The sequence below is a fragment of the Turicibacter sp. GALT-G1 genome (assembly GCF_025594995.1).
Classification (GTDB): domain Bacteria; phylum Bacillota_I; class Bacilli_A; order MOL361; family Turicibacteraceae; genus Turicibacter; species Turicibacter bilis.
Window position 1 is genome coordinate 39,400 of record NZ_JAMQUS010000030.1, and the last position, 18,584, is coordinate 57,983.

Sequence of the window (18,584 nt, forward strand, 5' to 3'; positions counted from 1 at the left end):
GATTTAGCCTAGAAATGTGAAATACATTTGGGTTTCTATATAGAAAATTAATTTCCTTTTAGGGAAGGATAAGAGAAAGGGGATGTCCTATGACATCCTTCTTTTTATAGAAAGGATTTGTAAATGCATGATTTATCAAAGTCATCAATTAAGTGAAGCATTAGCGATGATTACCCAAGAAGATGTGATTGTTTTTCCAACGGATACAGTCTATGGAATAGGAGCTAGTATTCATTCACCAAATGCTTTAGATAAAATTTTTGAAATTAAAAATCGCCCAACAGAAAAGTCTTTAATTGTTTTATGCGCAAATGAAGAACAGTTAGAGAAAATTGTAGGTCCGTTATCAGTAGAAGTTAAAAAGTTGATTGATGCGTTTTTACCTGGAGGATTAACGTTAATCTTAAATTGTTATATGCCTTTATCTAATGAGATTACGCGTGGAAAACAGACAATTGGAGTTAGAATTCCTGATCATCCATTAGCTTTAAAGTTATTAAGTGAATTAGGTCCATTGGCAACAACAAGTGCCAATGTTTCAGGTGAAGTAAGCCCAACAAGGGTAGATGTGGATAATCCAGTTATTCATCGTGTGGATTATGTCTTTGATGATGGAGAAACGAAAGCACAAATTCCCTCAACTATTTTAGATTGCACGACGAGTGAATTTAAAATTTTACGAGAAGGAGCTATTTCATTAGAAGAAATTCAAAAAGTTTTACATAAAAAATAATTTTTGTGAAATACTACGTATAATTTTTTGGAAACTGTCCATAATGAGGTATCAGGTGAAAGGGATGGTGTTTAGAATGAATCAGAAATCAACAATTATCGTAGTATTAACATTAATTATGATGGTAACAGTTTATCAAATCGGGAAAGCAGAACCTCAATCAGATCAGGCACAAGTCGTTGTGAATGATACAGCCATTCGTATTCGTATTATTCCAAATTCAAATAAATATGAAGATCAACAAGCTAAGAAAATGGTTCGTTATGCAATCGATGAATATTTAGCAGCTAATAAATCTGCTTTTGAAACGATTAATTCAACTCGTGAATTTATTATGCAAAATATCGGTGAAATTGAAGATACAGTCGCACATGTCTTAGATACGATTAATTATGAGACAGGTTTTGAAGTGAGCTATGGGGCGCATTTATTCCCAGAAAAACAATACAATGGTGAAACATATGAAGCGGGATATTATGAGAGCTTAGTTATCACAATTGGTGAAGGAATGGGGAATAACTGGTGGTGCTTTATGAATCCAGATCTTTGTTTAGGACCAAGTGCAACATCTAATGAATCAGAAGATTCAAGTGAGTGGAACGCACAATATAATGCAATGGAAAGTACACAAGAAGCGTTCCAAGAAAAAAAATTCAAATCGTATATTGGTGAAGTTGTAGATACTTTGTTTGGTACAAAAGAAACAGAAGCTTATGTAATATCAGATGATTTAGCAAAATCAAATTGGTATTTATATGAGGATGAGTATTAATTAGTCATCACCATCCTCCTTTCCGTCCTTTTATTTTAAAATCTTATAATCATATTTTATTCCCCTTTAACATATACATGACGTTGAAGGGGGATTTTTATGATGACTGATAAAGAAGTAAAACGTTATGAAGCAATTGATTATGACCTTGTTCTAGAATTTATGAAGAAAGTGACGACACTTGAAACAGTTAATCCACAGATTATTGAGCAATCCATCCTCATTAAACAGTTTGATAAAGTATCAGGAATGGTCTCATTTGAGGCTTTTGATCAAGTTGGGATTATTCGTTATTTTATTTATGACCAAAACATTGTTCCAGATTTATTAGTGAATATGTTTTTTGAATTGTATCGATCAGCTAAAGAAAAAGAGATTAATCAATTAGTCGCTATCACTTCTCATCCATATGCGCGTCAATTATTTGGATTACTAGGATTTGTGGAAATGAAGAAAACATCCAATCTAAATATTCCAGAGTTATTAAAATTAGAGGATGTTCAACTGATGAGTATCAAATTTTAATAGTAGATAATAAATTTTGGTAAAATATAGATTGTTTTATATAAGGAAGAACTAAAATTGGTTTTAATTACCGATAATTAGTTCTTTTTTTATTTAAAATTTGGAGTAAAGTTAATAGATGAGAAATTACATGGGATTTTTTTACACCTTTAATGCAAAAGTTTAGAAAAAAATATGTTATAATAAAAAAGATAGAATTATTTTACAGAATAAAAGGAGCGTTATTCATGAAAGTAGCTATTGCATGTGACCATGGTGGATTTGAATTAAAACAAGAAATCTTAGGTTTACTCAAAGACATGAATGTTGAATTCGAAGATTTCGGAAGTTATGATAGTTGTGCAGTTGATTATCCAGATTATGCATTTAAAGTATCAGAGTCTGTAGCCGCGGGGCAATTTGATCGCGGTATTTTAATCTGCGGAACTGGAATTGGAATTAGTATTGCTGCCAACAAAGTAAAAGGGATTCGTTGTGCATTAGTTCATGACTTATTCTCTGCAAAAGCAACAAGAGAGCATAATGATTCAAATGTTTTAGCTATGGGTGGACGTGTCATTGGTCCAGGATTAGCACGTGAGATTGTATCAGTTTGGTTAACGACTGAGTTTATGGGGGCACACCACACTGCTCGTATCGAAAAAATCTCGAAGTATGAAAACGCTTAATGGATCCTGTGCTTAGGATTTCTTTTTTATTTCATAGATACTTGAAAAAAGTAAATAATTAAAGTGTGTGAAAATAAAAGTGATGTTTTTATTTTTAGACTCTTGAAGTTCTTGGTATTTTTTCTGCGGAGTATACATTGAAATGAAAGTAAAAAAGTTGTAGAATTACTAATTGAATTATATAAAAATATAAGGTGTATGAGGTGACCGATGTGGTTAAAGTTAATATTTTAGATCATCCATTAATTCAGCATAAGTTGACACAAATTCGTCAGAAAGATACATCTACGACGCAATTTCGTCAAATGATTAATGAGATTGGTGGATTAATGGTGTATGAAATTACACGCGATTTACCATTAGAACAAATCGAAATTGAAACACCAGTTGCTAAAACAAAAGCAAATGTAATTGCAGGTAAGAAAATGGTTGTTGTTCCAATTTTACGTGCAGGATTAGGAATGGTTGATGGTATCTTACAAATGATTCCTTCAGCTCGTATTGGACACATTGGAATCTTCCGTGATGAGGAAACATTACAACCTGTTGAATACTTTGCTAAGTTCCCAGAAGAATTAGATCAACGTGATATTTTTATCGTTGACCCGATGTTAGCAACAGGGGGATCTGCTATTGCTGCTATCAATTCAATTAAACAACGTGGCGCTAAAAATATTAAGCTAGTTTGCTTAGTAGGAGCTCCTGAAGGAGTTAAAGCAATTAATGAAGCTCATCCCGATGTAACAGTTTACTTAGCATCATTAGATGAAAAATTAAATGAAAAAGGTTATATCGTTCCAGGTTTAGGAGATGCTGGTGACCGTATCTTTGGAACAAAATAATGAGTCAGCCACATAAAGTTGTTAAAGCCATGAAGTGGATGTCACTTCTTTCTCAAATAGGGATCACCATGATTGCCAATATATTTGTTGGATTATTTATTGGAAAGTATCTCGATCAATGGTTAAACACATCTCCGTTATTTTTACTGTTATTTGTATTTATCGGAGTTTTTAGTGGCATTAAAAGTGTCTATCTGTTAATAATTAAAATAGATAAGAGGGATAAGTCTTGAGTCAATTACAAAATGATCCAATTCGTGTCATTCCTAAACGAGTAATTCAGTTAGCATTAGTATTTACGTTTTTTATTGCCGTGATTACAATGGTATTCAAATTACCAATAGTTAATGTTTTAATTGGATATTGGTTAGGAGTTGTAGTAAATTTAATTAACTTCCGACTTATTGTTATCGGAACAAAGAATGCTCTTGAACAACAAGAAAAAGGTGCTAAATCAACGATGAAGACAAACTTATTGCTTCGTTTAGTGATTTATGCCGGAGCTCTTGTTGCAACAGTTCTTTTATTAGGAACACCAGCATTCGTTGCAGCCTTCATCGGTATTTCGATGGTAAGATTTGCGATTCAAACTGATGGTTTCTTTACGTTTGGTTATGGAAAAAACAAAAAGTAATCGTCGTTGAATATATATAGCTAATTAGAACGTATGATTCGATCTATTTTAGCCACCGATTATCATAATCGGATTAACAAGAAAATATGGAGTCACCTTCAGCAAAGGAATCTCTAAGAAAGGAGGTTAAGAATGAGTCCACTACTGATGAATATCTTCATAGGAGATAAAGAGGGAAACACAATTGTTAATCCAACGGTGTTTAACTCGGTTGTTTTAGTTCTTGTGCTATGTGTGTTCTTTATTATTTGTGGGAATGCCGTTAAAAAGGCTGATCCATCTAAACCATCAAAAGGTATTGTCTTGTTCCTAGAGATTTTAGTGACAGGTATTGAAGGATTAGTTGAGCAAACAATGGGTGTTAAGCACTTAAATTTTGCACCATTCATTGGGACATTAACAGCATATTTAATCTGTGCTAACTTATTAGGGTTACTAGGATTAAGTGCACCAACATCTGATTACAACGTTACATTAGCCTTAGCGGTTATTACGATTGTTGTCATGATCGGATCAGGGATTAAAGCAAAAGGAATCGGAGGGTACTTATACGATACGTACCTTGGAGACTTCCCATTCTTATTACCTTTAAATATTACCGGAGAGCTTGCGAAACCAATCTCGTTATCTTTCCGTTTATTCGGTAATATTTTAAGTGGTGGTATCATTATGTCGCTTATTTATCAAGCGCTTGGATGGTTCTCGCCATTGATCGCACCGGCTTTACATGGATATTTCGATATCTTCTCTGGTGTTATCCAAACATTAATCTTCATCATGTTAACTATGATTTGGTCTCAAGGAGCAATGGAGTAGTTAACAACAAAAAACTAAGGAAAATAAATGTTAAATCAGGAGGAATTAAATTATGTTTTTACAAACAGTTGCATCTTCAATTTCAAGTGAAGCATTCGTATTAGGTATGTCAGCAGTTGGTGCTGGATTAGCGGTATGTTCAGGTATCGGTACAGGGATCGGGCAAGGTAACGCGGCTGGTCAAGCTGCAGCAGCAGTAGGTCGTCAACCAGAAGCAAAAGGTGACGTAATGCAAATGATGATCTTAGGGCAAGCGATCGCCGAAACATCAGCGATCTACGGATTCGTAGTTGCCATCATCTTATTATTCATCAACCCACTTGTTAGCTCATTATAATTCGTAGTACTGTAAGCAGTTATTATACGTAGTTATATTAAAGACAGATAAGAAAGGGGGCAACCTACTTGCAAATCTATATCATGCCAGACTTAGTCAATTTTACGTTACAAATTTTATCGACTTTAGTCTTATTCTTAGTGATTAAACGTTTTGCATGGGCTCCTATGAAAGAATTCTTACGTAAGCGTCAAGAATTAGTTTCTCAAGAGATTAACCATGCAGAAATGTTAAAAGCTGATGCGATGGCTTTAAAACAGTCTGCTGAAGCACAAGTGCAAGTTGCACGCGACGAAGCACGTGAGATTGTTGAAAACTCTAAAAAACAAGCACAACATATGCATGATGAAATCGTGTCTAATGCTCGTAAAGAAGCTCAACAAAAATTATCTAAAGCAGCAGCAGATATTGAGCAAGAACGCAAAGCAGTTTATGCTCAAATTCGTTCAGATATCGTAGAATTAGCTGTATCTTCAGCTGAGAAAATGATTGAAAAAGAAATCGATGCTAATGTTCATAACGAATTATTTGATCAATTCATTGCTAAAGTAGGTGGAAGCCATGAGTAAAATCGCTTCTACTTATGCTCAAGCATTATTTGATGCAGCGCTTGAGTCAAATGTTTTAGAAGACATTAAAAATGATTTCAATGTTATTCGCTCTGTTATGAAAGAGCAGCCACAATTTATGGAGATTTTAACGCTTCCTAAATTAGATAAAAATGATAAAAAAGAGTTAATTAAAACAATTTTCTCTAAAGATGCATCACAAATTTTAGTTAATTTTTTAATGGTTTTAATTGATAAAGATCGTATTAATTTATTAACTGAAATTATGATTGCTTATAACGAATTAGTGAATCAACATTTTGGCATTCTTGAAGGAACTGTATATAGCGCAGTTGCTTTAAGTGAAGGTCAGTTAACAGAGTTAACGTATGCATTCACGAAAAAGTTAAATCAAAAAGTTAAACTTAATGTTGAAATTGATCCATCATTATTAGGTGGATATAAAGTTAATTTAGGTAATGTTGTATATGATAACTCAATCAAATTACAATTAAAGAACTTAAAAAATAACTTATTAAATGTTGAGTTAAAATAGAATAGAGGTGAGCATTGGTGGCCATCAGACCAGAAGAAATTAGTGCAATTTTGCGCGATCAAATTAAAAACTATGAGCAAGTATTAGATGTAACTGAAACTGGGACAGTTTTAACAGTTGGGGACGGAATCGCTCGTGTTCACGGACTTCAAAATGTTATGTCTGGTGAAATTATTGAATTCGCCTCAGGTGCTGTAGGGATGGCACAAAACCTTGAAGAAGATAACGTTGGGGTTATCATCTTAGGTGAGTACCGTTCAATCAGTGAAGGTGACGAAGTTAAACGTACAGGACGCATCATGTCAGTTCCAGTTGGGGACGCTTTAATTGGACGTGTTGTTGATGCCTTAGGAAATCCAATCGATGGTTTAGGACCAATCGAAACAGATAAATTCCGTCCAACAGAAGTAAAAGCAACAGGCGTAATGGCTCGTAAATCTGTACATGAACCATTACAAACAGGTATCAAAGCGATTGATGCTTTAGTACCAATCGGACGTGGTCAACGTGAGTTAATTATCGGTGACCGTCAAACAGGTAAAACTGCAATCGCCGTTGATACAATCTTAAACCAAAAAGGTAAAGATGTTATCTGTATTTACGTTGCAATTGGACAAAAAGAATCTACTGTTAACTCAGTAGTTGAAACGTTAAAGAAACATGATGCGATGGATTATACAATCGTTGTATCTGCAGCAGCATCTTCTCCATCTCCAATGTTATATATTGCCCCATATTCAGGTGTAACAATGGCAGAGGAATTCATGTACCAAGGAAAACACGTATTAATTGTCTATGATGATTTATCAAAACAAGCAGCTGCTTACCGTGAATTATCATTATTATTACGCCGCCCACCAGGTCGTGAAGCATATCCAGGGGATGTATTCTACTTACATTCACGCTTATTAGAGCGTGCAGCGAAGTTAAACGATGAATTAGGAGCAGGATCAATTACTGCGTTACCATTCATTGAAACTCAAGCAGGTGACTTATCTGCATACGTTGCAACAAACGTAATTTCAATCACAGATGGACAAATCTTCTTAAAATCAGATTACTTCCACTCTGGTATCCGTCCAGCAGTTGACGCCGGATTATCAGTATCACGTGTAGGGGGATCTGCTCAAATCAAAGCAATGAAAAAAGTTGCGGGGACATTACGTCTTGATTTAGCTTCTTACTACGAGTTACAAGCATTCGCTCAATTCGGATCTGATTTAGATGAAGCAACTCGTGCTAAACTTGCTCGTGGGGAACGTACAATTGAAGTATTAAAACAAGGTGTTCATCAACCAATCGCTGTTGAGAAACAAGTATGTATCCTTTATGCTTTAGTTAACGGATTCTTAGATAGTATTGAATTATCTGATATTAGTCGTTTTGAAAAAGAATTATATACATTCTTAGAAAATGAACGTCCACAAATCTTATCTCACATTCGTGATACAAAAGATTTACCAGACACTGACTTATTAAACGAAGCACTTGAGAGCTTTAAAGCCGTTTTTAACTAATAGAAGGGCGGTGAACAAGTATGGCTCAGTCAATGCGCGACATTAAAGATAAAATTACTTCGACTCAAAGTACGAGTCAAATTACAAAAGCCATGCAAATGGTTTCAGCTGCAAAATTAACAAAATCTGAAGCTAAAACTAAAAACTATCACCATTATATGCAAACACTTGAAGATATGGTTCGTAACATTTCTAGTACATCTAGTATGGGACACCATCCATTCTTCAAATCAAAACGCGAATCAAAATGTACAGGATACTTAGTTATCACATCTGATCGTGGTTTAGCAGGTGGCTATAACGGAAATGTTTTAAAGTTATTACAGCATGAAGTTAACTCTCTAACGAAAGATCAATATAAAATTTATATGATCGGTAGTAAAGGATTTGATTATGCAAAACGTGCTGATTTAACGATTGAAAATGAATTTGTTTTTGTTCCAGATGACATCATATATCAAGACATTAAACCTGTTGTTGATAAAGTAATCGGTGATTATATGGATGGTGCTTTAAGTGAAGTAGTTATTATTTATAATAACTATATCTCTAAAATCGCTCAAGAACCGACTACAAAACAAATTTTACCTTTAGTACCAAAGAAAGCTGAAAAGGCAACGGCTCAGTATTCATTTGAACCTAAAGAGGAAGATGTAATTAATGCTATTTTACCTAAATACTTAGAAGGTACAATTTATGGGGTAGCAATTACAGCTAAGCTTTCAGAACATGCATCTCGTATGAATGCGATGCAAAATGCAACAGATAATGCATTAGAAATTATTCAAGACTTACAGTTAGTTTACAATAGAGCAAGGCAAGCAGCAATTACGCAAGAAATCACAGAGATTGTTGGTGGAGCTTCAGCCTTAGAATAAAAGGAGGTCATCATAAATGGCAACAGGTCATATTGTAGCCGTAATCGGACCAGTAGTAGACGTGAAGTTTGACTTAGATCATCTTCCTGCTATTTACAATGCCTTAACTGTTGATTATGAAGTTGGTGGGGAACGTAAATCATTAACACTTGAAGTTGCAGTGCAACTTGGTGATGGTGTTGTACGTACTGTCGCAATGGATGCAACAGATGGGTTAGTCCGCGGATTAGAAGTTGTCGATACAGGAAGCGCAATTAGCGTTCCAGTAGGAGAGGTAACTTTAGGACGTATTTTTAACGTATTAGGTCAACCAGTAGATAACAAAGGAGCAGTATCAGCTGACGCTCCTCATGAAGGAATTCATAAAGAAGCTCCTAAGTTCGATGAATTATCTACCACAGTTGAAATTCTTGAAACAGGAATCAAAGTCGTAGACTTATTAGCACCTTATATCAAAGGTGGTAAGATCGGTTTATTCGGTGGTGCCGGAGTAGGTAAAACTGTATTAATCCAAGAGTTAATCAACAACATCGCTCAAGAGCATGGTGGGATTTCGGTATTCGCCGGTGTAGGGGAACGTACTCGTGAAGGGAACGACTTATACCATGAAATGACTGAATCAGGAGTAATTAACAAAACTGCCATGGTATTCGGACAAATGAACGAGCCACCTGGTGCACGTTTACGTGTTGCCTTAACAGGTTTAACGATGGCTGAATACTTCCGTGATGAAATGAAACAAGACGTATTATTATTTATTGATAATATTTTCCGTTTCACTCAAGCAGGTTCTGAGGTTTCTGCCTTATTAGGACGTATGCCATCAGCGGTAGGGTACCAACCAACATTAGCAACTGAGATGGGACAGTTACAGGAACGTATTACTTCGACTAAGCAAGGATCAATCACATCAATCCAAGCTGTATACGTACCTGCAGATGACTATACTGACCCTGCACCAGCTACAACATTCGCCCACTTAGATGCAACAACAAACTTAGAGCGTCGTATTGCGGCAATGGGTATCTATCCAGCAGTAGACCCATTAGCATCAACATCACGTGCGTTATCACCAGATATCGTTGGACAAGAACACTACGATGTAGCTCGTCGTGTCCAAATGATGTTACAACGTTACCGTGAATTACAAGATATCATCGCTATCTTAGGTATGGATGAGTTAAGTGACGAAGATAAAAAAGTAGTACACCGTGCTCGTCGTATCCAATTATTCTTATCACAAAGTTTCCACGTTGCAGAACAGTTCACAGGATTAAAAGGTGCTTACGTACCAGTTGCTGAAACAGTTCGTGCATTCAAAGAAATCCTTGATGGAAAACATGATGATTTACCAGAAGAAGCATTCCGCTTAGTTGGAACAATCGAACAAGCTATCGAAAAAGCTAATAAGATGAAATAGTGTGAGGTGGTACCGTGTCAGTGATGACTATTCGCGTAGTAACACCAGATAAACTTGTATTCGATGGAGAAGCAGAACGCGTCTTCGCTCGTGGGATTGACGGAGATTTTGCTGTTTTACACAATCATATTCCAATGATGACACCATTAGGTGTTGGAGAGTTACGTATCGATATGAATGGGGAAAGCTCATACATTGCTGTTGATAATGGAATTTTTGAGGTTTCAAATAACCACATTAACGTTTTATCAAATGATGCAATGATGGCTGAAGACATTGATGTTGCACGTGCTAAAATGGAGCTTGAGCGTAGTGAACGTCAAAAACAAAACGCTAAAACCCGTGAAGATTTAATTAAATCTGAAATGGAAATTGCGAAACTTCTCAACCAAATACGAGTTGGTGAAAAAAGAATCTCTGAATAAAAAGAGGCCGATATGGCCTCTTTTTTTATAGGAATTCTTATTATTTTCTTATTTGTTATCAAAGGTGTCTTGTCACCTATTGTATCAAAAACAAAAATACCTCTTATTTTATAATGTTACCTATTTCTTATTTTTATCTAACAAAGATACAACAAAGATTTCATGACCAGCACAAGAAGGTGCTTATTACTATACGCCAGCTTTCTTTACAGATAAATACTCTATGAGTCAAGTTCGTACGGAAATTGGAGTAGCTGTTGAAAATGATATTCTTGGAGATCAGAACCAGAAGTTGCTTCAGAAAATCTACTTAACTTATTCAAATAATAAATAAATCCGTGTAAAATAAAACCTATGAATGATTTATAGGTTTTATTTTTTAGGAGGGATGACAATGAATATTCAAGCGTATTTCATGATTATTTGGTATATTTTAATGTTACCTATTGTGTTTAAAGTTTTAATGTCGTTAAGATTAGAACAACTTTTTAAAAAAGGAACAGGTCGTCAGGAAATCATTCTTTTATATATGATTTTAACAGTTAGTATTAGTAAGCTGTTTTTAGGATATTTTACCGATATCTTTTCTTTAATTAAACAAATCTTTTAGTTAATAGTCATATCACTTTATCTTGTGCATACCTTTGAATAGGATGTATTTTTAGAAAAGATAGGTGATATCGTGAAAAAAATTGCAGTAGGATTTGTAATCTTTATCGTAACTTTGATTTGTATTCCACTTTCATTTCAAGTCATTTACCAAGCACAAAGTCCAGAAACGGATTTTAATCCCCCTCAATCTTTGGCTATTACAAAAGAACAAAACGAAGAAGAAAATCAAGAAGAAGAGGGGACGAATGAACAGATAGTGACTGTTTTTAGGGAAGCAAAAAATGAATCCATTGAACTTCCTTTAGAAACATATTTAATTGGAGTTGTTTCAGGTGAAATGCCAGCTTTATATGATCTTGAGGCACTTAAGGCGCAGGCCGTAGCGGCTAGAACTTATACGATTCAATTATTAGAATCACAAGATGCTATTCATGATACGGTCAAGCATCAAGTTTACTTAGACAATGAACAACTCAAAGAGAAGTGGCAGGATAAATTTGATGAGTATTATGGAAAAGTTTCACAAGCTGTTCAGGAGACAGCAGGAGAGATTATTACATATCAAGATGAATTAATTAAGCCATTTTATTTCTCGATTAGTAATGGCTATACAGAAAATTCAGAAGATTACTGGTCAACATCGTATCCCTATTTAAAAAGCGTCAATAGTGAATGGGATAAAACTGCACCTAACTATGAAGTTCAAACAGAATTTACATTAGATGAGTTAAGAAATAAATTTAATAATAAAAGTTTAACAAAAGATAGCTTTGTGATCTTAAATAAAACAGAAGGAAAGAATGTGAATGAAATTTTAGTCGGTGATAAAGTTTACTCAGGACGTGAATTTCGAGAAATTCTCGGTTTAAGATCAGCGGATTTTTCACTAACATTTAATGACAATAAGGTGATTATTACGACATATGGGTATGGACATGGAGTCGGAATGAGCCAATATGGAGCTAATGAATTAGCGAAACAGGGGAAAAACTATCGAGATATCATCAATCATTATTACCAAAATGTTAATATAATTGAAAAAAATTACTAATTTTGAATAAGATAGGAAAAATGTGGTCATCATAACGGTGAGGTGATGATCATATGAAATTCAAAGAAAGAATGTCAAATCTAAAAAACAAAAAATTATTCAAAAAAATCGATCCAATTAGCTTCGCATTAGTTGTACTTCTAGGAGCATCTGCTACATTTGCAGGCGTTCAATTATGGTTAACTGGAATGAACGGAAATCAAACAGTATCTAATCCAGCAAATGGTGATAATGATGTTGTTTATACAAATGGTGATGGAACAACAACTGTCAATAAAACAACAGATGCTAAAACAGTTGCTCTATTACAAGAAGTTATTAAATCGCCACTTGAAGGTGAGGATGTTGTAGTAGCTAAATCGTATTATGACCAAACAGCTGACACATCGATCCAAGTAAAAAGTTTATTCAACTACAAAGTAGGAGAAACAGTATATACTCGTGAATCTAAAGGTGTGAGCTTAAAAAACTCTAATAATGAAGAAGTTAGCGTTGTAGCCGCTTTATCAGGAAAAGTTCTTACTGTTAAAGATGAAGTTCTAAAAGGAACAGTTGTGACAATCGAACATCAAAATGGTGTTAAAACAGTCTATACAGGTGTTTATGATGTAGCTGTTGAAGCGGGAGCTGAAATCGAACAAGGTGATGTAATCGGTAAAACAGGACTTTCACAACTTGAACCGGATTCAGGAAACGTTGTCCACTTTGAAGTGTTAAAAGATAATGTTAAAGTAAATCCTGAAACTGTCATTGATAAAAAATTAGGTGATTTATAATAATAAAAAAGCACTAATGTAAATTAGTGCCTTTTTTTGTTGAAAAATATTTTTTCGCTTTGAAAAGATATAGTCGTACCTATATAATTGTGATAAAATATAAAATAGTGATGAATTATTTAGACATACTAATACTGAAAAATTAGTTTGGAGGAAGGAAAGTATGCTATTTTCTAAAGATATTGGAATTGACTTAGGTACTGCTAACGTATTAATATATGAAAAAGGTAAAGGAATTGTTCTAGAGGAACCATCTGTCGTTTCAATGGATGCACAAACAGGACGAATGATCGCTGCTGGTGAAGAAGCTCGTCAAATGCTTGGACGTACACCTGGAAAGATTGAAGTTGTACGCCCAATGAAAGATGGGGTTATTGCTGATATCGCAGCAACTGAAATGATGTTAAAACATTTTATCAACTCATTAAATATTAAAGGAATGCTTTCACAGCCACGTATCATGATTTGCTGTCCAACTAATATTACATTAGTTGAAAAAAATGCAATTCGTGAAGCAGCGGAAAAATGTGGAGCGCGTGAAGTTTTCATTGAAGAAGAACCAAAAATTGCAGCATTAGGGGCTGGAATGGATATTTCTAAACCATCAGGAAACATGGTTATCGATGTTGGTGGTGGAACAGCAGATATCGCCGTTTTATCATTAGGAGATATTGTTACATCAGCATCAATTAAAATTGCCGGTAACCGTTTTGACCAAGATATTGTAGATTATATCAAAACAAATTATAAATTATTAATTGGGGATCGTACAGCAGAAGAAATTAAAATTAGTGTTGCAACTGTTTATCCAGAAGGTCGCGAAGAAGAATTACAAGTTCGTGGACGTGACTTAGTATCAGGGTTACCACGCACAATTACAATTTCATCAACAGAAGTTGAAGAGTCATTACGTGAATCAGTACGCATCATTGTTCATGCAGCTAAAAATGTACTTGAACAAACTCCTCCAGAATTATCAGCTGATATCATGAACAAAGGTATCGTGTTAACTGGTGGGGGAGCATTATTACACGGATTAGACCGTTTATTAGCAGACGAATTACATGTTCCTGTCTTTGTAGCAGACAATCCATTACATTGTGTTGTTATCGGAACAGGAATCATGCTTGATCATATCGATAAAATCCGCCGTCGTTAAGACAGATAAAAAGCTTCAGACATTTGTCTGAAGCTTTTTTAATAACTTTGAAAGTTAGTGCGTCGGTTATCAACAAAATATTAGATTTTACCAACATTAAAAAATAGTTTCAAAGAAATGATGAGTAAGCAAGAAGTGATGAATACATGAGCTAATGTGTATTCAAGTGTTTAGTTTTATTTCATGAAACTAAGTGATACAATAAATATCCGATGCTATTTATAAAGGGGTGAGAATGCATGAAGCCATTAGCTGATTTAATTCGTCCGAGAACGTTAGATGAGGTTGTTGGGCAACAACATTTAATTGGTGAAAATCAAATTTTAAGAAAATTAATTGAAGTTAATCATATCCCCAATCTTATTTTTTATGGACCGAGTGGGACAGGGAAGACAACGATTGCGAATATTATTGCGAGTCTTTCAAATAAGAAAATCTATAAGTTGAATGCAACCGATGCAAAGACGGAAGATATTAAGCAGATTATTCAAAGTTTAAATACGCTAGAAGGAATGAATGGTATTTTCTTGTATTTAGATGAGATTCAGAACTTTAATAAGAAGCAACAGCAGACGTTGCTTAAATATATTGAAACTGGGCAGATTACCCTGATTACGAGTACAACAGAAAATCCTTATTTTACTATCTTTAGCGCCATTTTAAGTCGGTCTACTATTTTAGAATTTAAGCCTTTGACACCAGAAGAGATTGTAGAGGGACTCAAACGTGCAGTCGAGCTTGTAGAGTCAGAGTTTTATCTCTATCCACTGACTTATGAGGAAGAAGCATTACATTATATTGCTAATGTCGCTAACGGAGATTTGCGTCGTGCGCTTAATGCATTAGAAATTGCACTTTATCCAAACTGTCGTACAGAAGGATTCGTTTTAACCATGGAGGTTGCCCGTGAATGTACGGTGACAGCGGGCTTTTCTTATGATCGATTTGGTGACCAGCATTATGACACTTTAAGTGCGTTTCAAAAATCAATCCGCGGAAGTGATCCAGATGCAGCCATTCATTATTTAGCACGTTTAATTCAAGCCGGTGACTTAACCTCTATTTGTCGTCGTCTGTTAGTGATTGCAGCTGAGGATATTGGACTTGCCTATCCACAAGCGATTTCTATCGTTAAAAGTTGTACAGATGCAGCGATGCAACTCGGTTTTCCTGAAGCTCGTATTCCACTTGCGCAAGCCGTTATTTTACTTGCGAATAGTCCAAAATCAAATTCAGCAATTTCGGCCATTGATGAAGCCTTAGCCGACTTAAAGGTAGGTAACGTTGGTGAAATACCAAAGCACTTAAAGGATGCGCATTATGGAGGAGCAAAGAAATTAGGTCATGGCATCGAATATAAGTTTCCACATGATTATCCTAATCATTATGTTAAACAACAGTATTTACCGAATCGTTTAAAAAATAAAACTTATTATAAACCTGTTCCTAATAAAATTGAACAAGGATTTGTTGCGTATCAAAACTTCATTAAAAATAATAGTCAATAAAAAACCATTATCCATCTTTTTTGTGGATAATGGTTTTTCTTATGCTTCACGATGATAAGGGACTTCTTTAAATGATGTTTCTCCAGGGACAACATCGACTTTACCATTTGTCATATCAATAATCCAAGAGGTAAATGTCTCTTCTGAATCAACATCGATTAAGACTTCAACTGACACTTTATCCGTGTAGTGGACTTGACTGATTAAATAGTCCGTTCCTTCTAAACGACTTTGTATTGTTCCTAGTAAGTTGTAGTCTGCATTGACAAACATGGTTTTCATTGTTTTTCGTTCAATGACTCCAAGTTCTTTAATCGCTTCAGAGACGGCTTTTCCATAAGTACGGATTAAACCACCAGCACCTAATTTAATGCCACCAAAGTAGCGCGTTACAACTACCACACAGTTTTTAATGCCTTGTTTTCTTAATACTTCAAGCATCGGGACACCGGCTGTTCCACTTGGCTCACCGTCATCATTGGCTTTTTGAATTTCATTGAAATCTCCGACTTGATAAGCTGAACAGTTATGTGTAGCATTCCAATGAATTTTTTTAATTTCTTTAATAAATTCCATAGCGTCTTGATCGTTATAAACACGTTTGACATGACAAATAAAACGTGACTTATCAACAACGATTTCATGTTCACCATCTTGTGCAACCATTAAATAACGTTCCAAATGTATCACCTCAACTAGTTTGAATTAATTATAACATAAAAATTAAGCATCTTTTCTAAAACTTCATGTCTAAAGAGGTAGAGATGATTATGATTGAATTTAACTCTTAAAATGATATTCAGATTGACGAAGAGGTAAAGGTGTTTGATGTAAAAGAATCCTACCACTTATAATCAAGAGAATCTAGGTGAACAAGTTGACATTTTTCTTTTTTCCATTAAAATATAAAGAAGGTTTGAAATTGAAACTAATTTTGATAGATATTTATAAGTCATGCATTTTGGTGAATTAAAGATGTGCTATAATATTGATAGATAAAATAATGAGGTGGATTATGAAAGTCGCTATTGTAACAGACAGTCTTACAAATTTAACAGCAGCTGATTTAGACCGTTATCCAGATGTTTATTACGGGTATCTAAATGTTATCGTAAATGATAAAGCATATGCTGAACAAAAGGAAATTAATAATAAAGAATTATTTCGTATGATTGATGAAGGAGCTACCTATTCAACATCGCAACCTGCACCAGAAGAATTTGTTCAATTATATACAAAATTACTTCAAGACTATGATTATATTTTAGGGTTATTCTGTACAAATCATGTGAGTGGTACAGTTAATTCAGCACGTATTGCTAGTACGATGGTAGAAGGTGCTGAAGGACGTATTACAGTGATTGATACGAATACAGCATCGATAGGAGTAGAAAATGTTCTTTTACGTGTATGCCAACTTTTAGAAGAAGGGAAAGACGTTGAAGAGCTTATTAAAGTAGTTGAATTCTATAAAACTCATGGACCAATGTATTTATATGTAGACGATTTAAATACATTAGTACGTACAGGGCGTTTATCAAAAGCAGCAGCAAGTATCGGAAATTTATTAAATATTAAGCCGATTATCGGATTATCAGATGGTAAATTAGATGTCTTTGATAAAGTTCGTACAAAAAAGCGTGTCTTTAAATGGATTGTTGAACGTTTACGTGAAGATGTTTCAAAATCAGGAAAGCAAATTGTTCGTATTACACATGTGAATGCCGTTGAAGGTGCAAATGAATTAAAAGCGTTAATGGAAGAGGCATGTAAAGATCAAGTTGAGGTACATGTAGGAAATGAAATCGGACCAGTTATGGCGATTCACTTTGGACGTGGTGGAGTTGGAGCTTGCTGGATGCCGGATCAATATAACATTTAATAGTCATCATTTGGGAGGTAAAAGGATATGGCAAAAATAGCGATCGTATCTGATAGCACAGGATGTATTCCTGCTGAAGAATTAAAAGCGTTAGATATTCATGTAAACTATATTTCAATTGTATTTGGAACAGAGTCTTACCGTGAATTTATTGATATGACACCAGAAGAATTTATGGAGCGTTGTGAAAACTATAGTGGATTACCAACGACATCACAACCGTCACCAGGGTCAACGATGGAATTATATGAATCATTATTTGCACAAGGATATGAGGATATTATTCATATCAATATTTCAAGCCAATTAAGTGGAAGTCATCAAACAGCTAAAACATGCGCAGAAATGGTTAATCCAGAACATATTCATGTGTTTGATTCACGCACAGTTACTTATACACAAGGGATGTTTGCTGTCTATGCGGCTAAAAAAGCACAAGAAGGTGCTTCAGTACAAGAAATTCTTGATTATTTAGAAATGATGCGTGAAAATAATCAATTCTATGCTGCCATCAATGATTTAACGAATTTACGTAAAGGTGGACGTTTATCAAATGTGGAAGCTGCTTTAGGAAGCTTATTGCAAATTAAGCCAATTTGTCAAATGCAACCGGATGGGACATTACAAGCAATTGAGAAAATTCGTACCTTTAAAAAGTCATTAAAACGATTAATTGAAATTGGAAAAGAAGCAAAATTAACGGATGATTATCAATTAGTTGTTATGCATATTGGTAATGAAGAAGGAGCTAAAACAGTCCAAGCTGAATTACAAGAAGTTTACCCAAATCACGAAGTTAAGATTTATCCAATTTCATTAGTTGTTGCGGTTCATGGTGGACCAGGTGCTGTTGCCATTGGATGGGTAAAACATAAATAATAGAAATGGAATGCAATTTGCATTCCATTTTTTATGTGCGCCCGGC

The 18,584-nt window shown here is 34.7% G+C and carries 23 protein-coding genes; 22 read left to right on the forward strand and 1 reads right to left on the reverse strand.

Going from position 1 to position 18,584, the window contains the following annotated elements; genetic code table 11:
- Positions 1-127 precede the first annotated feature (127 nt).
- The 20 genes from NEH74_RS06015 to NEH74_RS06110 all read left to right on the forward strand — a co-directional run bounded on the left by NEH74_RS06015 (position 128) and on the right by NEH74_RS06110 (position 15,777).
- A complete protein-coding gene (locus tag NEH74_RS06015) occupies positions 128-733 on the forward strand; it encodes an L-threonylcarbamoyladenylate synthase (protein ID WP_055242782.1) in 606 nt (201 codons plus the stop codon).
- A gap of 76 nt (positions 734-809) precedes the next feature.
- Complete coding sequence (locus NEH74_RS06020) at positions 810-1,505, forward strand: stage II sporulation protein R (protein ID WP_055242877.1); 696 nt, start codon at positions 810-812, stop codon at positions 1,503-1,505.
- Between the two features lie 99 nt (positions 1,506-1,604).
- Positions 1,605-2,030 carry a hypothetical protein gene (locus NEH74_RS06025; RefSeq protein WP_238581151.1) on the forward strand — a complete coding sequence of 142 codons (426 nt, stop codon included), beginning with the start codon at positions 1,605-1,607 and terminating at the stop codon, positions 2,028-2,030.
- 227 nt (positions 2,031-2,257) lie between these two features.
- Complete coding sequence (gene rpiB, locus NEH74_RS06030) at positions 2,258-2,698, forward strand: ribose 5-phosphate isomerase B (protein ID WP_055242784.1); 441 nt, start codon at positions 2,258-2,260, stop codon at positions 2,696-2,698.
- Between the two features lie 212 nt (positions 2,699-2,910).
- Positions 2,911-3,540 carry a uracil phosphoribosyltransferase gene (upp, locus tag NEH74_RS06035; RefSeq protein WP_055242786.1) on the forward strand — a complete coding sequence of 210 codons (630 nt, stop codon included), beginning with the start codon at positions 2,911-2,913 and terminating at the stop codon, positions 3,538-3,540.
- 38 nt (positions 3,541-3,578) lie between these two features.
- Entirely contained in the window at positions 3,579-3,773 is a 195-nt protein-coding gene (locus NEH74_RS06040) for an AtpZ/AtpI family protein (RefSeq protein ID WP_262941193.1), read from the forward strand.
- Positions 3,770-4,174, forward strand: coding sequence for a hypothetical protein (locus NEH74_RS06045; RefSeq protein WP_055242790.1), 405 nt, complete (start codon positions 3,770-3,772; stop codon positions 4,172-4,174). The genes NEH74_RS06040 and NEH74_RS06045 overlap by 4 nt, the downstream gene beginning before the upstream one ends.
- Positions 4,175-4,306: 132 nt before the next feature.
- On the forward strand, positions 4,307-4,990 hold the full coding sequence (atpB, locus tag NEH74_RS06050; protein WP_055242792.1) for a F0F1 ATP synthase subunit A: 684 nt from the start codon (positions 4,307-4,309) through the stop codon (positions 4,988-4,990).
- Between the two features lie 52 nt (positions 4,991-5,042).
- Positions 5,043-5,327, forward strand: coding sequence for an ATP synthase F0 subunit C (atpE, locus tag NEH74_RS06055; protein ID WP_055242795.1), 285 nt, complete (start codon positions 5,043-5,045; stop codon positions 5,325-5,327).
- Between the two features lie 68 nt (positions 5,328-5,395).
- Complete coding sequence (gene atpF / locus NEH74_RS06060) at positions 5,396-5,896, forward strand: F0F1 ATP synthase subunit B (RefSeq protein WP_055242797.1); 501 nt, start codon at positions 5,396-5,398, stop codon at positions 5,894-5,896.
- Positions 5,889-6,431 (forward strand): F0F1 ATP synthase subunit delta, encoded by a 543-nt coding sequence (locus tag NEH74_RS06065; protein ID WP_055242799.1) that lies wholly within the window; start codon positions 5,889-5,891, stop codon positions 6,429-6,431. Before atpF ends, NEH74_RS06065 begins: the two co-directional genes overlap by 8 nt.
- A gap of 17 nt (positions 6,432-6,448) precedes the next feature.
- Complete coding sequence (atpA, locus tag NEH74_RS06070) at positions 6,449-7,948, forward strand: F0F1 ATP synthase subunit alpha (RefSeq protein ID WP_055242801.1); 1,500 nt, start codon at positions 6,449-6,451, stop codon at positions 7,946-7,948.
- Positions 7,949-7,968: 20 nt separating this feature from the next.
- Positions 7,969-8,826, forward strand: coding sequence for an ATP synthase F1 subunit gamma (gene atpG / locus NEH74_RS06075; RefSeq protein ID WP_055242803.1), 858 nt, complete (start codon positions 7,969-7,971; stop codon positions 8,824-8,826).
- 16 nt (positions 8,827-8,842) lie between these two features.
- On the forward strand, positions 8,843-10,246 hold the full coding sequence (gene atpD / locus NEH74_RS06080) for a F0F1 ATP synthase subunit beta (RefSeq protein ID WP_055242805.1): 1,404 nt from the start codon (positions 8,843-8,845) through the stop codon (positions 10,244-10,246).
- Positions 10,247-10,269: 23 nt separating this feature from the next.
- Entirely contained in the window at positions 10,270-10,671 is a 402-nt protein-coding gene (gene atpC / locus NEH74_RS06085; RefSeq protein ID WP_237252482.1) for an ATP synthase F1 subunit epsilon, read from the forward strand.
- Between the two features lie 394 nt (positions 10,672-11,065).
- Positions 11,066-11,281 (forward strand): hypothetical protein, encoded by a 216-nt coding sequence (locus NEH74_RS06090; RefSeq protein WP_055242809.1) that lies wholly within the window; start codon positions 11,066-11,068, stop codon positions 11,279-11,281.
- Positions 11,282-11,353: 72 nt separating this feature from the next.
- Entirely contained in the window at positions 11,354-12,334 is a 981-nt protein-coding gene (gene spoIID, locus NEH74_RS06095; RefSeq protein WP_055242812.1) for a stage II sporulation protein D, read from the forward strand.
- A 53-nt stretch (positions 12,335-12,387) separates the two neighbouring features.
- The gene (locus NEH74_RS06100) at positions 12,388-13,110 is read left to right on the forward strand and encodes a M23 family metallopeptidase (protein WP_055242815.1); all 723 of its coding nucleotides are present in this window, start codon (positions 12,388-12,390) and stop codon (positions 13,108-13,110) included.
- A 163-nt stretch (positions 13,111-13,273) separates the two neighbouring features.
- On the forward strand, positions 13,274-14,269 hold the full coding sequence (gene mreB, locus NEH74_RS06105) for a rod shape-determining protein MreB (RefSeq protein WP_055242818.1): 996 nt from the start codon (positions 13,274-13,276) through the stop codon (positions 14,267-14,269).
- Between the two features lie 239 nt (positions 14,270-14,508).
- Positions 14,509-15,777 (forward strand): replication-associated recombination protein A, encoded by a 1,269-nt coding sequence (locus NEH74_RS06110; RefSeq protein ID WP_055242820.1) that lies wholly within the window; start codon positions 14,509-14,511, stop codon positions 15,775-15,777.
- Positions 15,778-15,816: 39 nt separating this feature from the next.
- Here the strand turns inward: NEH74_RS06110 and NEH74_RS06115 are convergent, their stop codons facing one another.
- Positions 15,817-16,458: a YigZ family protein gene (locus NEH74_RS06115; RefSeq protein ID WP_082411186.1), complete on the reverse strand. Its 642-nt coding sequence runs from the start codon at positions 16,456-16,458 to the stop codon at positions 15,817-15,819.
- Positions 16,459-16,792: 334 nt separating this feature from the next.
- Here NEH74_RS06115 and NEH74_RS06120 point away from each other — a divergent pair, with 334 nt between their 5' ends.
- Positions 16,793-17,659 (forward strand): DegV family protein, encoded by an 867-nt coding sequence (locus tag NEH74_RS06120; RefSeq protein ID WP_055275168.1) that lies wholly within the window; start codon positions 16,793-16,795, stop codon positions 17,657-17,659.
- A gap of 27 nt (positions 17,660-17,686) precedes the next feature.
- Positions 17,687-18,538 (forward strand): DegV family protein, encoded by an 852-nt coding sequence (locus NEH74_RS06125; protein WP_055242824.1) that lies wholly within the window; start codon positions 17,687-17,689, stop codon positions 18,536-18,538.
- The last annotated feature ends 46 nt before the right edge of the window (positions 18,539-18,584 follow it).